Annotated in this window: 12 protein-coding genes, 1 tRNA gene and 1 pseudogene; 3 read left to right on the forward strand and 11 right to left on the reverse strand. The window is 66.8% G+C overall.

What is annotated here, in order from left to right; translation table 11 throughout:
- Positions 1-103: 103 nt before the first annotated feature.
- The 3 genes from lysA to ACH4U7_RS32395 all read right to left on the reverse strand — a co-directional run bounded on the left by lysA (position 104) and on the right by ACH4U7_RS32395 (position 3,258).
- Positions 104-1,495 (reverse strand): diaminopimelate decarboxylase, encoded by a 1,392-nt coding sequence (lysA, locus tag ACH4U7_RS32385; protein WP_398531316.1) that lies wholly within the window; start codon positions 1,493-1,495, stop codon positions 104-106.
- A 19-nt stretch (positions 1,496-1,514) separates the two neighbouring features.
- On the reverse strand, positions 1,515-2,543 hold the full coding sequence (nrtL, locus tag ACH4U7_RS32390) for an ArgS-related anticodon-binding protein NrtL (protein ID WP_398531317.1): 1,029 nt from the start codon (positions 2,541-2,543) through the stop codon (positions 1,515-1,517).
- Positions 2,544-2,829: 286 nt separating this feature from the next.
- Positions 2,830-3,258 carry a response regulator gene (locus ACH4U7_RS32395; protein ID WP_398531318.1) on the reverse strand — a complete coding sequence of 143 codons (429 nt, stop codon included), beginning with the start codon at positions 3,256-3,258 and terminating at the stop codon, positions 2,830-2,832.
- Positions 3,259-3,539: 281 nt separating this feature from the next.
- On the opposite strand from ACH4U7_RS32395, the gene ACH4U7_RS32400 reads away from it, so the two are divergent.
- Positions 3,540-3,611 (forward strand) — tRNA-Arg (locus ACH4U7_RS32400).
- 386 nt (positions 3,612-3,997) lie between these two features.
- Positions 3,998-4,465 carry a hypothetical protein gene (locus ACH4U7_RS32405; protein ID WP_398531319.1) on the forward strand — a complete coding sequence of 156 codons (468 nt, stop codon included), beginning with the start codon at positions 3,998-4,000 and terminating at the stop codon, positions 4,463-4,465.
- 21 nt (positions 4,466-4,486) lie between these two features.
- On the opposite strand, the pseudogene ACH4U7_RS32410 reads toward ACH4U7_RS32405, so the two are convergent.
- The 7 genes and pseudogenes from ACH4U7_RS32410 to ACH4U7_RS32440 form a co-directional block, all read right to left on the reverse strand.
- Positions 4,487-5,674: pseudogene (locus tag ACH4U7_RS32410) on the reverse strand (recombinase family protein); the annotation flags it as partial.
- The gene (locus ACH4U7_RS32415) at positions 5,568-5,828 is read right to left on the reverse strand and encodes a hypothetical protein (protein ID WP_398531320.1); all 261 of its coding nucleotides are present in this window, start codon (positions 5,826-5,828) and stop codon (positions 5,568-5,570) included. The gene ACH4U7_RS32415 and the pseudogene ACH4U7_RS32410, both read right to left, overlap by 107 nt.
- A 1,033-nt stretch (positions 5,829-6,861) precedes the next feature.
- Positions 6,862-7,251 (reverse strand): ATP-binding protein, encoded by a 390-nt coding sequence (locus tag ACH4U7_RS32420; protein ID WP_398531321.1) that lies wholly within the window; start codon positions 7,249-7,251, stop codon positions 6,862-6,864.
- 624 nt (positions 7,252-7,875) lie between these two features.
- The gene (locus ACH4U7_RS32425) at positions 7,876-9,285 is read right to left on the reverse strand and encodes an IS701 family transposase (protein ID WP_398531322.1); all 1,410 of its coding nucleotides are present in this window, start codon (positions 9,283-9,285) and stop codon (positions 7,876-7,878) included.
- 91 nt (positions 9,286-9,376) lie between these two features.
- Positions 9,377-9,946, reverse strand: coding sequence for a dihydrofolate reductase family protein (locus ACH4U7_RS32430; protein ID WP_398531323.1), 570 nt, complete (start codon positions 9,944-9,946; stop codon positions 9,377-9,379).
- Positions 9,947-10,239: 293 nt separating this feature from the next.
- A complete protein-coding gene (locus ACH4U7_RS32435; protein WP_398531324.1) occupies positions 10,240-10,563 on the reverse strand; it encodes an FAD-dependent oxidoreductase in 324 nt (107 codons plus the stop codon).
- Positions 10,502-13,258 carry a hypothetical protein gene (locus ACH4U7_RS32440; protein ID WP_398531325.1) on the reverse strand — a complete coding sequence of 919 codons (2,757 nt, stop codon included), beginning with the start codon at positions 13,256-13,258 and terminating at the stop codon, positions 10,502-10,504. The genes ACH4U7_RS32435 and ACH4U7_RS32440 overlap by 62 nt, the downstream gene beginning before the upstream one ends.
- A gap of 667 nt (positions 13,259-13,925) precedes the next feature.
- On the opposite strand from ACH4U7_RS32440, the gene ACH4U7_RS32445 reads away from it, so the two are divergent.
- Positions 13,926-14,819, forward strand: coding sequence for an IS982 family transposase (locus ACH4U7_RS32445; protein ID WP_398531326.1), 894 nt, complete (start codon positions 13,926-13,928; stop codon positions 14,817-14,819).
- 443 nt (positions 14,820-15,262) lie between these two features.
- Here ACH4U7_RS32445 and ACH4U7_RS32450 read toward each other — a convergent pair.
- Positions 15,263-15,653, reverse strand: a 391-nt coding sequence (locus tag ACH4U7_RS32450; RefSeq protein ID WP_398531327.1) for a hypothetical protein, incomplete at its 5' end; no start/stop codon positions are given.

The following is a 15,653-nucleotide window of genomic DNA, read 5'->3' on the forward strand; positions in this document are numbered from 1 at the left end:
TCACTGGACGGGACTTTCTATCCCCGGTCCAGTATCCGAGATTTGTTTCTCGCCAGCCGAGCTAGCTGCTAGCTCGGCCAACCGACTCGGCCAACCGACTCGGCTAACCGACATCGAGCCGCAGAAGATCTTCCTCCGTCTCGCGCCGGACGATCTCGCGCGCCTGCCCGTCCCTCACGGCGACGACGGGCGGGCGGAGCGCGTGGTTGTAGTTGCTCGCCATGGAACGGCAGTACGCACCGGTGGCCGGGACCGCGATCAGATCCCCAGGCGCCACGTCGGCGGGCAGGAAGGCGTCCCGTACGACGATGTCGCCGGACTCGCAATGCTTGCCGACGACGCGGGAGAGCATCGGCTCGGCGGTGGAGGTACGCGAGACCAGTGCCACCGAGTACTCGGCGTCGTACAGCGCGGTACGGATGTTGTCGGACATCCCGCCATCGACACTGACGTAGGTACGCAGCGCCGGCAGCTCCTTGACCGTCCCCACCTCGTACAGCGTGAACGTAGTCGGCCCGGCGATCGCCCGCCCCGGCTCCACCGACAGCCGCGGCACCGCGAGCCCGGCCGACTCGCACTCCCGGTGGACGATGTCGCGCAGCGCCTTGGCGATCTGATGCGGCTCGCTGGGGTCGTCCTCGGAGGTGTACGCGATGCCGAGGCCGCCGCCGAGGTCGATCTCGGGCAGCTCGATGCCGTGCTCGTCCCGGATCTCCTTGAGCAGCCCCACCACCCGGTGGGCGGCCACCTCGAAACCGGAAGTGTCGAAGATCTGCGACCCGATGTGCGAGTGGACGCCGATCAGCTCGAGACCGTCGAGCTTCAGCGCCCGCCGCACCGCCTCCGCGGCCAGCCCGCCGGCCAGCGGAATGCCGAACTTCTGGTCCTCGTGGGCGGTCGCGATGAACTCGTGCGTATGCGCCTCCACGCCCACGGTCACGCGGATCTGGACGCGCTGCCGCTTGCCCAGCCGCTCCGCGATGTGCGCGACCCGCACGATCTCCTGGAACGAGTCGAGCACGATCCGCCCCACCCCGGCCTCGACGGCCCGGCGGATCTCCGCCTCGCTCTTGTTGTTCCCGTGCAGCGCGATGCGCTCGGCCGGCATCCCGGCGGCCAGCGCGGTCGCCAGCTCCCCGGCGGAGCACACGTCGAGGTTCAGCCCCTCCTCGTTCAGCCAGCGCACGACGGCGCGGCACAGGAAGGCCTTCCCGGCGTAGAACACATCGGCATCCGCCCCGAACGCCTCCCGCCAGGCCCGGCAGCGGGCCCGGAAGTCGCTCTCGTCGAGGAAGTACCCGGGCGTCCCGAACTCCTCGGCCAACGTCTTGACGTCCACCCCGCCGACGGTGACCACCCCGTCGGCGTCACGGCCGACCGTACGGGCCCATACGCGCGCGTCCAGGGCGTTGAGGTCGGTGGGCGGTGCGGTGTAGTGCCCCTCGGGCAGCACATCGGCGTAGCGGGGCCCGGCGGGGTGTGCGGAACGGCTCATGGCGTCTCTCTCAGGTGTCTCACAGATGTTCCGGTGCGCTGATGCCGAGCAGGTGCAGGCCACCGGCAAGCACCGTCCCGGCAGCCTCGGCAAGGGCCAGCCGGGAACGGTGGGCGGCCAAGGGTTTCTGCTCGCCGCGCGGCAGAGGCGGGCACGCGTCGTGGAAGCGGAAGAAGGCGTCGGCGGTGGCCTCGAGGTGCCGGGCGAGACGGTCGGGGGCGCGGTGGCGGGCGGCGGATTCGAGGAGGCGGGGGTAGTCGCCGAGGAGCGAGATGAGGGCGACGGCGGTGGGGTGGTCGTACGCACTGTCGGCGCCGCTGCCATCGGAACTGGGACCAACCCCAAGATCGAGCCCATTCCTGAGGAGAGCCCGAACCCGGGCATGGGCGTACCGCACCCGGAACAGCGGATTGCTCTCGCGCTGGGCGAGGAGCCGACCGGGATCCAGATCGGGCAGATCGTGCGCGGCGGGCCGCAGCAGCGCCCAGCGGGCGGCGTCGGACCCGAGCGAGCCGAGCAGCTCCTCAGGGGCAATTCCGACCGGCCGCACGGCGAGCACCTCGCCCCCGTCAACGACCTCGCACTCTCCCCTACAAACGGCCACAAGCCGCCCCACGACGGCGCCGACCAACGCCCCACGCACCTCCCGCGCAGGCGCGAGCCGCACCAAGGTCCCGGCCAGAGCATCCGAGCGCCCGTAGCCCTCGCCGCGCTCCAGCACGCCGCGCACGAGCGCGGCATGCCCGCCGGGATCGACGGTGATGTTCAAAAACCCGGGCCCGGCGATGTCCACCCGAGCGATCCCAGGCGTAACCACCAGCCGCCGCCGCAACACCTCAGCCACCCGCAAGGCGACCGCGGGCCCCCCATCCCCCTTTACGAGCTTTGCAAGCTGGAGCGCCACATTAGTCGCGTAATCCCCACACCCCGCCCGCGGCGGAGCCTGCACCTTCACCCGCTCCGGCAGCACAGCCACCCGCAGCTCGTCGGCCTCGACGGCACGGCGCACGGTCTGCAGCACGGTGCGGGAGAGCTGGGCGGGTGTCACGGCACAAGCGTATGGGAGGAGGGGGGTGACCCCGCGAATGGGTTTCGCCCCTCGGACGGCGAGCAGGGCGGCGGGGAGGCACGCCCTGACGGGCGCAAGCAAGACCGCAACAGCCACAAGCGCACGCCCGTCCACCCCAAGCCGCCCCGGACCCGACCCGACAACCGGGCGCGGGAACGGGGACAGCAGAGACTTGGACAGCCGGAACCCAGACAGGGGAAACCTGGACAGCGGGAACCGAGACAGGGGACAGTCCACCTCGGCCCCCACCGCCAGGCCCACAGAGTCAGCCCGTGGGCCCCACAACGGGCTCCGCATCCCCAGGCGCCGAGGCACCGGCGCCTGGCGTCATCAACCGACGCACCAGCTTCACCAGAGCGGCAGGTTCAAAGGGTTTCGCGAGGAACGCATCCACCCCCGCGGCCCTGCCGCTATCCACTTCGTACTGCGTACACGCGCTGATGATCGCGACGGGCACATGACACGTACGCGCATCGGCACGTAACCGGGACGCCGTATGCAGCCCATCCAGTCTGGGCATCACGACGTCGAGAGTGATCACATCGGGCCGCACCTGGTGAACAATCTCCAGGCACTCGGCACCGTCGGCCGCGGTCACGACCTCGAAGCCCTCAAGCTCGAGGTTGACCCTGATCAGCTGCCGGATGACCTTGTTGTCGTCGACGACAAGGACCCGGCCGGACAAGCCAGGCACATCTCGAAGGGTAGGCGCGCACCCAGCGCTGCGTCCGGGTTTTGCCCACTTCCGCCACGTGCGGGGGACCTTTCCTCAAGACCACGCCGCCTAGACCCCGAATGCGGTATACCCCCCTCCGCTCCCCACCCCGCCCCACTCCCAACCCCGCCGAAAACCCCTGCCGAGCACCCCACCGCCCACCCCAATCGGCCACCCGCCGGCCACCCCCGAAAAGCGTTCATGACCACCCCGAGCAAGCTGGTAGGGTTCTACCCGTCGCCACAAACAACAGCGACACCGCCCCCGTAGCTCAGGGGATAGAGCAACGGCCTCCGGAGCCGTGTGCGCAGGTTCGAATCCTGCCGGGGGCACCCAGAGAATGGGAATGGACGCGACGGTTTTGCCGTGATTGTCCGTCCCGGGTGTCGTGATCGGGTGCAAGCACTTTGGTGCGGGCACCCGATTCTTTGTTCCATGGGTCCAGCTCACGGGTGACGGCCACCAGTCCGTCAAGCAGATGCCCCGGGATCGTCAGCCGTAGGGTCACTTCGTCGCGGGGTCGGCTGTAGCGGACTTCCAGCCCGAATGCGTTGTAGAGCCGCCGCTGGATCTCTTCCGGGACCCGGGCAAGGTCGATGTTGAGGCGCGGAATCGCATCCAGCAGGGCCGCGGTGTCGGCGGGACGTGCCACCCGTTTCGGGGCTTCCAGACGGGCCAGCTGCTCAGCGAGCTCGGTGCGCTGCCTGCCCAGGGTGGCGTGCTCCCGTCGGATCGCGTCGCGGAACTCCTTCTCCTGCTCCTGGTCAGGCCCACCGTCGGCGAGAGTGCGGATGAGCCGGGCCTGGCGCTCGCCGATGCTCTTGATGGCCTGCTCCAGCGCGGCACGTTCCTTCGCGGTGCGGTCGCCGGCCCCGTCCGCGACCCGAGCGGCTTCGAGTGCGGCTTTGAGGTGGGTGCGCCGGTCGGGGCCGAAGACGTGTGTGGCGAAGAAGCGGGAGACGGGTGTGATCAAGAACTCTTCCCGAACCCACAAGCTCTTGGGATGGTCACGGAACCAGGGCCTGTCCCGGTGTTCGTTCGGGTCGACCTGGCAGGCGTAGTACGAGATCTTGTGGCGGTTCTTGCCGAACATGCGGCGGCCGCAGATCTCGCAGATGACGTACGACCGGAGGACGTAGGAACGCCGGGTGGCCGGGTGGGAGTTGCGCCCGTGGGTCGTCCGTGATCCCTGGCGCTTGCGCGCCACGGTGGAGGCCACGTCGAACAGCTCTTTGGAGACGAGCGGCTCGTGCGTGGGCTGCGGGGACCACACCCAGTCCTTGGGGTCGTTGTAGCAGCCGCCTTTCGACGTCGAGCGGCGGTTCCAGACCTGGTAGCCGGTGTACTTGGGGTTGCGCAGAATCTCTCGCACGGCCGATCCGCTCCAGCGGTGGAGGGCCGCGTCGGGGCGGGTCGGCTCCGGGGGCGGGTACGCGACGGGATCAAGGTTCAGGCGGTCGGCGATGGCGTCGTATCCGAGCTTGTCCAGTCCGCGGAGCTGGAAGATGTAGGTGACGGTCGGGGCCCTGGACGCGTCCGGGACGAGCCGGTGCTTGGTGCGGCCTTCGGCCCGGCGGGCCGGTACGGGGTGAGGGACTTTCTCCGCGAGGTAGCCGTAAGGCGGCTTGCCCACATTCCAGCCCTGGGAGACATGCTCGATGAAGCCGTCCCACGACAGCTCCAGCATCTGCAACACGTACCACTCGGAGACAGCCTGCTTGACGCGCCGCGTGAGCGTGGGCGTGGCGCGCTTGGCTCGCGGGCCGGTGACGATCGGCTCGTCGGCAGCGCACAGCGCGACCCCGGCCTGCTCCAGCTCGTACTCGATCTTGGTCCCGAAGTAGGTCCGGCGCGCGACGCGTTCAATGGACTCGCAGATGACCGCGGCAAAGCGGCGGTCGGGCCGCTGGGCCTCGTCAAGGAGATCAGCGACGCTGCCGTCACGGGGAATGGGGATCTGGAATTGCTGGTGCGCAAGGGAATTGCCACGCTCGCGCAACTCCTTGCGACCGGATTCGACATCGTAGAAATGGGCGACGATCACCCAGCCGGCCGGGAGCGCGGCCCTCGCGTTACGCAACTGCCGGGGCAGGGACAGGGTGGGGTCCTGGGCATCCTCCGTAGAGGTCCGGCCGAGCCATGCCACCGGAACGGTCACCGGAAGCGCCGCGGCGTCCGGAATACCGGGCGTGGACCAGGGGCGGCCGGGTACGGGCTGCGCCCACGGCCGAGTGCTGGGCGGGGTGCCAGGCATATGTTGTCCCTCTCCAAGGATCCGGGTGGGGGGCTCAGGCGTGGCCGGCCTTCGGGGCGCTGCGACCGGCGTACAGCCACTCCAGCACCTCACGAATCGCAGCCCCCTGGCGCTGGGCCAGCGCCTGAGCCTCCTCACCATCGACGACGACGTATTCCACGACCACTCGCAACCCCTCTGAACTGCGCGTTTCAGTGTTGTCGCGAACGGTCGTCGTCCATGGACGCTCCATCTCGGCGACGTCGTCAAGGCCGCTATCTTGTGGGTCTGTGGACGGGCGTACGGGGTGGTTCACGGCCGTTCTCCGACGCCGGATTGCCGTGGGTGCCGCTGAGTGAGCGGAGTCTCGGGTGTCGCGGACGTTCTCCATGTGGAATCCCTGATGCTGTGGCGATGGATCGGCTACGAGCGCCTGGTAAGGGCGTCTGGCCATCTCGTGATCAATAGAGATTCCAGGGGTAGATCTTTGCCACCGACCAGACCGGGTCCGCTCCCCGGCTGCACCTCATGCACCCGCACCGGGGACCCCGGCGGTTCCTCACCCGAGCCATTAGCGAGCCAGTAGCGGTCCACCTTGGCCATGCGAACGGGCGCGATCCCCCGCACCGGGTGCACGCCCACCGGGTGCACGGCCACGACCACCACGACGCGCCGGGTGCACCCCAGGAGCATCGCTCCCGGGGTGCACCCGCACCACCCCAACCCGGCAGCGTCGGCCGCCAGGCCGCCCAGGATGCCCGCACCCGGCCCCCGCGACCACCGCACCCGCCCCGGGCGCACAGCACCCACAACCGCCAAGCGGGCGCACCCGCTCCGCACCCCGGACGCCATCCCTCAGGAGCACACCGCTCCCCCGGGTGCGCCCTGTCCCGAAACCGCTCCCCACCAGGTCATCACGGAGCCCAGCAGAACCCGCACTCCACGTACATCCCGCATGGAGAGTATCCGCCGCAGTTCGGCAGCCGAGAGCGCGCAGCAATACGCGTATGACCAGGCCCCGCCCGGGCGCCATGACAGGGTAGATCGAGATGCTTTGCTCTATCGATATACAGTCGCCCTCACTGGCTCGGCGGCTCGCACACCCCGTGACCTGCGGTCGTCCGCACGGACAGGGTGTCGTCTCCAAGGACGAGCGGGGAAACGGCCCCCGTAACGAATACGGAAACGACGGGGGGATCGCCAGCGAGCCACTTGCGGTCAACTCACGCACGGACAACTCAGCCGCGCACGTCATTCCCCAGGACGCCCCTCACCGTCGACAGTCAGGGGCAAGGCGATCCAGGCTGCCTTCGTGACCCCCGACCGGTGGAACCCCCAGGCTCCTCTGGTCAGTTCATGCACGATATGCAAGCCCCGGCCACGCTCCGACAACACCGCGCACAACGCTTCCAGACCACCACCTGGCCTTCCTCCATCGAAGGAAGCAGAGCGCCCACTGCAAAGGACGGGATCTCCGGATTGTGATCCACCACTTCGCAGATGACGTCCGATGCCGTGCGGCGCAGCCTCAGCTCATACGGACCCACCGCGTGCTCGACAGCATTCGCCACCAACTCCGATACGGCCAAGACAGCATCGCTCACGGCCTCGCCGTCATACCCCAGACCGCCCAGGACATATCCCAGGACGGCCCAGGCACGAGCAGGAGCCTCCGGCTCACCACCGCGCCAGCGCCACGACACGACCGGTGCACCGTCCGACATGCTCGGCGGATTCATCGCCGCCCGCTTCGAGCCGCGTGACGTCCGCGCCGGACACGGCGATGTCGACCCGTACCGGGCCCTACAGCAGCCCGCATCCCGGGCAGCACAAGCGGCCCGCCGACCATAAGACAGGAACCGAGCAGAGCAGATGTGACCAGAACCGGCACCGCCACAACGGCCTCCAGAGGTAATCGCGACCAGAATGCGACCACCACACCGTCGACCTCACGAAGAGCGGAACCGTCCCCCTGCCAAGACTTTCATACGCAGCGCGACGCCTCTCACCCCTAAGGGATGCCCAATGAGGTTTTCTCAGCGAATTAATCTTCGCGAGGCGGCGCAAATCCCCGATATCACCGACGCCCGCCCTGCACGCTGACACCCGCGCAACGAACGCCCTGATCAGAAACGTCCGCGCCCTGGGCGAACGCACCGCCGCCGAACGCAAACGACGCTGGCGCGCCCTGCAACATGTCACCCTCAGCCCAAGCCGAATCGGCGACGTCACCCGCGCCGCCCTCGTCCTCAACAGACACTGGAAGTAATCTTCACTGAGAAGACGTCACTGAATGGCCCGTTCTTCCCAGGGCTCGGCCGACGAGCTGCCTACCGGTAGTTCGTTAAATCCGGAGGTAGAGGTCAATGCCGTGTCCGGTGGTGACCGCGTCGATCAGGGCCTGGAGCTCGGAGGGTGGGTCCGTGTCCGTCCAGGCTCGCCACCATCGGTTGAGGGTGACGGCGGGGGTGAGCCAGGAACGGATGGCTCGTAAGGCCCTGGGCCAGCAAGGCTGTTGGGGCTGGTGGGACGGGGCCGGTCCCCCTCTCTGGCCCCTCGTCGGGGCACGGGTCCGGCGCGGTGGCATCCAGGGGGCCGGGTGGGGCGAACCACTGGTCCCAGCAGAAGGAGAAGGCGCAGTTGACCAGGGTCTGGTGGCGGCGGATGGCGCGGTCGGAGCGGACTTGGAAGTCGGCCCAGCCGAGTTCGTCCTTGATCTGCTTGTAGCTCTGCTCGATCCACGGCCGCAGGCCGTAGAGGCGGACGATCTCGGCAAGGTCGGCCGGCGGGTGCGGGCCGGTGGCGGCATGGGGTGCGTCGGGGTGAGGCAGGTTGGTAGTCAGGTACCAGGTGGCCTGCTCCGGCAGGCTGGCTGGGTCGGTGGTGGCCACGACCAGCCGGCAGGGTGAGTCGGGTCCGTAGCCGCCCAGGTAGGCATCGGCGGTCCACCAGGTCTCGGTGTGCCCGTCGCGGAAGTGACGCTCCACGGGTGTCCAGTCGCCGGGACGCTTGGCATTGCGCCAGGTCAGGGCGTGGGCGGCTTCGATGGGGGTATGCGGCTGGTCGGCCGGAGCCCAGGTGCCGCGGTGCGGCTTGAGGGCGACCACGTAGGCCAGGCCGGCCTCGCGCAGTGCGAGGTACCAGTCATCGCTGACGGAGTAGGCGCAGTCGGCGACTACCGCCCGGCAGCCGAAGCCCGCCTCCTTCCCACGGGCCGCGAGGGCAGCGGCCAGCTGCGGTTTCGTACGGAAGGCCGGATCGGACCGGCCGCGGGCGAAGTGATGGGCGGGGGTGTAGGGAGTCGCGTGCAGCGGGTAGTACACGCGGCCGTAGGTCCACACCGTGGTCACCGTGACGATGCCGTTGTCCGTCTTGCCCAACCGGCCCAGCCACTGCCGGCCCACGTGCGCAGTCGCCGTGCCGTCCTTGCGGTCCCCGGAGTCGTCGATCACGATGACCCCGCCATCGTGCGGGGCCGTCGCCTGCTGCTCGCGCAGCAGTTCAAGCCGCCGGTCGTTGACCTGCTCCGCCTCCCAGGGCGACTCGGACAGGAAGAACTGCAGCCGCTGCACCCCTGGCATCCCCGCACCCGCCACCGGTTCCGCCCCTGCCAGGCAGGTGATCGTCTTGTTCCGCTCCCGTGGCGCCAGAAGCCCGGTCAGGTACTCGCGAAACCCTCGCCGCTGGGCCAGGCTGAAGAAGAGGTCGTCGAACCGGGCCGCGTAGTCCTCCAGTGGCCCGGGTGCAGGCGGACACGGACGGCGAGCGGTCATCTTCAGCCACCAGCAGAGCAGTTGACTCCTACCACCGGCCTACGACCAACCCGACCTACCGTCAACCCACACCACCACCGGATTTAACGAACTACCGGTAACGCGCCACGCGGTAGCGGAGGTAGACGAATCTCGAGCTGAAGGTGCGGGTCTCGACGAGTTCGAGATCCACCCGACGCTCACGCTGGGGAAAGAACGGAATGCCACCGCCCACCAGCACCGGGTAGACCATGGCCCGGTACTCGTCGATCAAACCCAACGCGGCCGCCTCGGCGGCGAGAGTCGCGCCGCCGATCGCGATCTCGCCCTCCCCCGGCTCGGCTCGCAACCGCTCAATCTCCTCCGCCAGGCCGCCGGAGGCCAGGCGGGCAGTGCCCTGGACCGCCGACAGCGTGGTGGAGAACACCACCTTGGGGAGCGGATTCCAGAGCGAGGTCCACTCGCGCTGTGAGTCGTCAAGCGTTGGATCCTGGTCGGCGGTCTCCCAGTACAGCATCGTCTCGTACAGCCGTCGTCCCAGCAGGTGGACGCCGACCTCTCGGATCTCGTCGATCCAGAAGCGAAAGACCTCCTCGTCGGGCGCCGTCCAGTCGAAGCGGCCGTCCGGCCCGACGATGTAGCCGTCGAGCGAGACGTTCATCGAATAGGTCACGCTGCGCATCCGAAGCCCTCCTCGGTAACGGGTTCGACAGTACGACCGCCGGACGCCGCAGAACTCATCGCGGCTCGCGGGATCCCCTGGGCCGAGTCACCTCACGAGATCATCTCGTTGAGAAACCTCCCTGCCCGCGAGCCTCTCGCCCGGCCAGTTCAACGCCCGGGTTCGCCACAAGGCCCCGCCAGCTTGAAGATGCGGCAGGCGTCAAAATAACCGAGTTAGAAATCCGATTGGCAATCACTTTACGCGTCTGAGGTCTTTCAATCGCTCACAAGACCACCGGAGCACCGGAGCACTCAGAGCCCGCCAAGAAGCCCTTCCACCTCGACTGCGCATCCCCAAGACAAGGTGACGCCGGCTCCACCATGGCCATAGTTGTGCACCAGAGGCGTTCCATCCGGCAGCCGGTCTGCCTCCACCCGGACAGGCTCGCGAGTCGGACGGGGTACCGACACGATGCCCAGTATCTCAGCATTGATGAGCTGTGGTTCGACCTCCGCGCAGCGGGCCAGAATGCCAGCCGCCGCCTTCTCGTCGGCCTCCAAGTGCCACAGCCAGTCAAGCAGATTCGCATTCCAGCAGCTTCGCCAGTCGCTCCGTGGCGAAACGCACACCGGCATCCTGCGCCTGGCCTAGCGCGAGCTTCGCCCCTGCGATGTCGCCGCGTTGCTGACGGAGATCGGCGAGGCTCAAGAGCAAGTTCGGGTGTCCTTGGCTGATGGCCACCACGAGTAGGTGTTCGGCTGCCTTTCGCTCGCCTCGAGTGGCACGGGCTTGTGCTAGTACCTGAAGAAGATCCACAGAGCCACCAGCCAGGTCCTCGGCTTGTCGCGTCTTTCCTCTGATCTCCAGAATGCGCACGAGATCCATCGCCGCGCTCTGGTCCCCCTCCCCGAGAACGCGCCCATAGAGCCTTTCCGCTCTCTTGAGGTTGCCCTCTTCCTCCCTCAGGCTGGCCAACTCCCGCAACGCATAGTGCAAACCAAGATTGTACGCTCTCCAGAACAGACCGGCAGCCGAGCGGTAGTCGCCCTTGCTTCGTCGGATCATCCCCAAACCCCGCAAGACGTTCGTCTCACCGAGAGAGACGGCAATTTCGCAGTAGTGATTAGCGAGGGCAGTGTTCCCCTCCTCTTCGTATACCCAGGCAAGTTCGCGGGAGGCATTCGTGTCGCCCGCTTCCATGGCATGCTGGAACACTTCGATCGCCCGAGGAGTGTCCTCGTACCTATAGGTCCAGGCAAGCCCGGTGAACGCTTCGGTGTCGCCAGCCATGAACGCTTGTGTCGTCAAAAGAAGGGCCTGTTCGTGCTGGCCGCGGTCGGCCAGCCAACGGGCTTGGTACTCAACAGCCCGTGCGCCGAAGAACCCGGACTTGAGGACTGCCTCGTTGAGTGCAGCAGCCGCCGTTTCCTTCCCCCGCCTCGACAGGACGGAGGCAAGCCCCACGACGGCATCAACCCTACCGCTGGACTCAGCTGCCTTTCTGTACCAATGTTCCGCCTCATCAAGGCGCTCCTCACGCTCGTGCCGCCATGCAATGGCGACTTGAGCCTCAGCGTGCCCAAGATCGGCGGCTAGCTCGTAGTAAGGCAGGGGATCTTCGCCTTCCCTGCCATGCTTGCCAATCCATTGGGCGAGTGCGTAAAGGGCCGCCCCCTCACCCTCCTCCGCCGCCGCTAGAGCCAAGGACTCAGCGTCTGTCGTCCTGCCGCGGTCAAGGGCCGCGCGGCACAGGGCAGCTCTGTCCCTCGCGCCAACGGCATACTGCGCGCCCGCGGACCAAAATGCCTCTCCCGGACACACCAGCTGCCGATGCCTCATTGCATGCAGCTCGACGAAGTCCGAGAGCCGATAATGGCTTGGTTCCTGCGTACCCGTCAGAGCGAAGCCCGACACCGGTGCCAGCGGTCCCCGAACACCTCGGCATGAGGCCGACAAGTACTCCACTGCTTGCCTGAACCAGTGGGGTTGTGCCAGATCACGCTGCAGCTGCGTGAGGTATGCCGCCGCCGCAGCTTTGAGGAAGGCATGGGGCAGATCGAGCCCATGGCCCAGTCGACGGGCATCCATCGCGGCCTGCAGCACCGCGCGAGCGACGGGGGACCCCGTCTCGTAGCGCTCCAACTGTGCGGGTCCGCCGGCCAAGTACTGAATGACGTGTCGGCTCTCGGCGAGACGTACGGCTTGCAGCATCCTTCTGTCCGTTTGCTCGGACTCCGCTATGACAGCTGAAATCTCTTGCTCGCGGAAAGTTTCCGGTACTCGAATCCAGATTCTGGACAGCAAGGCGTTCGTCTGGGGGCGTTCGTCCCGCCTTTCTGTGGTCATTGTGGACCAGTGCTCATACCAGGCTGTGCCTAGGACAAGCACGGGAGCGTCCCTGGGACTACGCAGCAGCCTGGCAATCCGGGCGGCGACTTGTTCGTCTCGTTCGATATCTCCTGAGAGGAGATATCGATTGATTTCATTGAGCCACAGGATTGTTCGAGGAGCCAACGAATCAATCGAACCGAGCAGTTCGTCATGGTTGGTGGGATGCCACAACCGCCATCCCTGAGGCAGTCGCTGGATTGCTTCCCACGCTGCTCGAGTCTTCCCTGTGGAGGAGTCGCCGAGGAGCACTCTCATGACGCTCTGCCCAGCAAGGGCCTGGTCCACAGCAGCATCGAGTTCATCGTCAAAGGGACGACGGAAATACGCAGGAAAGGGACTGTCACGCGTATCGTGATCAACGGTAATTGCCTCATGAACCTCAAGGCTGAACGGATCCGCGTCTGCAAGGGGAATGCCTACACTGCACGAGCCTCCTTCGGACGAGAGCGCTCTCAACGCGTCGTTATCGCAGAACCGGCGAGCCGGTTCGTCTCCAAAGTATCGGGCCACGATAAGTGGCTGGTCTCGCAGCAGGCGTCCTATGTGCTCCCCATCCCAGATCTCACCCAAGGCCAGGTCCGAATGACGAGCCTGGTAGCGGTGAGCCAGGTCGCGAACCTGGGCCCGCGTTCCCTTGCAAGAAGTGACGATGACCAGGCGAGTTGCGCCGTGAGGGCGCGGTCCGTGAACAAATGCGTCCAGGGCCGTCCTCGCGTCCGCCTCGGTGAACTGGGCCACTTGCTTGACCTGGAAAGCGTGCCACCTGCCGTCTGCTGTGCGTCCGGCGATGTCGATGCCGCCCTGAGCTTGGCCCGGCGTTCCATATCGATGGCATGGTGACAGATGCTCCGTCACCCGCACGAGCTCCCAAACCAACCGCTCGAAGTTGTCCCAGGACATATCATAGAAGGGGAGGGAATCGATCTTCTTGTCGATCACAACAGGCTGCCGTGAGAACTGAGCCACGCTACCCCCACTCGGTACATGCATCACCGTCTAGTACGTAGGGTATGCAGAGGGACTGACACGTCGTTCGAGCCCAACCGTCCGGCTGGCTCACCACGGCGCTAGCGGCCGCAGCCCGCTTCACCCCACCCCACTCGGCGAGGCCACACCACACGTACCTCGGCTGATCCCCCTTGACGAGCCTTCGCGAAGGTCGACGAGCCGACCCACGGACGGCTCGGCCGGATCCTCCTCGACTTCGTCCTCGCCAAGCGGAGCGGCTCATGAGGAACCGGCCCGAGATGCCCTCCTTGCACATCTACGAGTGTTTACGCGACCCGCACGCCCGAGGGGTGGCCACCCAGCACTACACATAGAACGGCACCACGGCAGCGCCGCCGCGGCGACGGCTGCGACCACGGTGGCGCAGCCTCACCGGATCCAGATGTCGAGGTCGGTCATCGCCTGCCTCGCTCATCCGAGCATCAAACGCGCAGCCAACGCATGCGAAGACCTGCGAGCCCGTCGCCGATCGGCCGACCGGGACCTGTGGGACGTGGACACGGAGGTAGTCCGCCCCGCAGATGGCGCACGCTAGACGAGTGAGTCCAATGTCTGGGCTGGTGCGCGGGCATGAAGAGAGGGCGTTCAAGATCATGTTGTGACGCAAGACCTGAACACCCTCTTGACCGCACTGTACGTGAAGATCGACGACGAGATCGGAGGGACCCGGTGGATGGGACGGCCGCCGCTGCTGACCGACTCCGAGCTCGTCTGCCTCGCCGTGGCGCAGGCCCTGCTCGGCCACCGCTCCGAGGCACGCTGGCTGCGCTTCGCCCGCAAGCACCTGACCGGCATGTTCCCCTACCTGCCACAGCAGTCGGGCTACAACAAACGACTGCGAGCGGCGCTGCCCCTGGTGAAGCGGATGATCCGGGAGCTGGCCATGGACAGCGACCCCTGGTTCGACAACCACTGGATCGTCGACTCCACGCCAGTGTCGTGTGGGATGTCCCGCCCGACGGTCCAGCGTTCGGACCTCGCCGGGTGGGCCGGGTACGGCTACTGCGCCTCCCACTCGCGGTTCTTCTGGGGCCTGCGCCTCTATCTGGTCTGCACCCCGACCGGCATGCCCATCTTGTGGGCGCTGGCCAACCCGAAGATCGGCGAACGCGAAGTCCTGGCCGCGATGCTGGAGGCCGACGCCGGCCTGGTCGCCGAACGCGAGGGCATCCTGCTCATCTCGGACAAGGGCTTCGCGGGCAAGGAGTTCGAGAAGGACCTCGCCGGGCAAGGTATCGAGCTACTGCGGCCGTCCCGCAAGCGGGAGAAGGCCCGCTATGGCGAGCCAATGCTCAAGAAGGTCCGCCAGCTCATCGAATCGGTCAACGACACCCTCAAAGGCCAGCTCGACCTGGAACAACACGGCGGCCGGACCTTCGAGGGCGTCGCCATCCGGGTCGCCCAGCGCATCCTCGCGATGGCCGCGGCGATCTGGCACAACCGCAAGACCGGAACCCCGGTCACCCGATCCCTGATCGCGTACGACCACTGATCACATCGGACTCATTCGTCTAGGCCATCGGGCTGAGGTGCGGTGATGTCCTCGATGTTGAGGCTCCTTGAAAAAATTTCAGAGATCCTCATCATCCGACGACGTCGTTCGGAGTCATCGGGCATCCCCGCCCTTGCTACGACGGCGCTTCGGCAGCTCGACCGTCGTGTAAATAACCAGCTCACGGCAGGCATGAGGCCGTGTGGATGCTGTGGGGGTCTCTCCGGGGGTCACTGCCGGGGGAACCTCGCACGAGGTGCCAGCAGGCCCCGCTATCGGCTAAGGCGCTGCGCTAGGTCTTCCCGTATGTACAGCCGGGTGCAGCACTGAGCCGCTGTTTGTCGGCGGACGAGGCGGGATCTTGGGTCCTTCCCACAGATCATTCCTGAGAACGCCAAGGCCCGGGTACCGCTGGGGCCTCGTGCATTGCCTGATCTCCAGGCTCAGGTCGGGCCAGTGAGGGCAGAGCCATCTACCAGTCGATCAGCAAGCGAGCCAAGGAAGTCCGCAGCGGCCTCCGGATGACCTTCGAAGACGCCTTCCAAGCGCGCTGCGCTGATATAGGCACCCACCGGCGACTGAGGTCTATAGAGCATGACCTCCGCCGTTTCGCGGGGCGGCAGTGGCGCCGGGAGGTGCTTGATCTCGGACTTCTTGAGCCAAGCGCTGATCTCCGCTGCTCGACCAGCGCTTAAGCGCCCCCACTCCGGCTCATAGTGCTCACGGAGCCATCCCATGGTGTCGGCGGCGGCTGAACCGTGACCCATTTTGGACGGTTGAGTTTGGACCCTTTCGCGTCGTCGGTGGTCTTGTTCAGTCTTTGTCGGTGGCAGT

The organism is Streptomyces sp. NPDC020845 (genome assembly GCF_044334165.1).
In the GTDB taxonomy this organism is placed as follows: Bacteria; Actinomycetota; Actinomycetes; order Streptomycetales; family Streptomycetaceae; genus Streptomyces.

Excerpts from the sequence above, each read along its gene's own strand:
- lysA (WP_398531316.1), bottom strand. The coding sequence starts at position 1,495 with ATGAGCCGTTCCGCACACCCCGCCGGGCCCCGCTACGCCGATGTGCTG.
- ACH4U7_RS32420 (WP_398531321.1), bottom strand. The coding sequence starts at position 7,251 with ATGAATCCGCCGAGCATGTCGGACGGTGCACCGGTCGTGTCGTGGCGC.
- ACH4U7_RS32425 (WP_398531322.1), bottom strand. The coding sequence starts at position 9,285 with ATGACCGCTCGCCGTCCGTGTCCGCCTGCACCCGGGCCACTGGAGGAC.
- ACH4U7_RS32430 (WP_398531323.1), bottom strand. The coding sequence starts at position 9,946 with ATGCGCAGCGTGACCTATTCGATGAACGTCTCGCTCGACGGCTACATC.
- ACH4U7_RS32435 (WP_398531324.1), bottom strand. The coding sequence starts at position 10,563 with ATGCCGGTGTGCGTTTCGCCACGGAGCGACTGGCGAAGCTGCTGGAAT.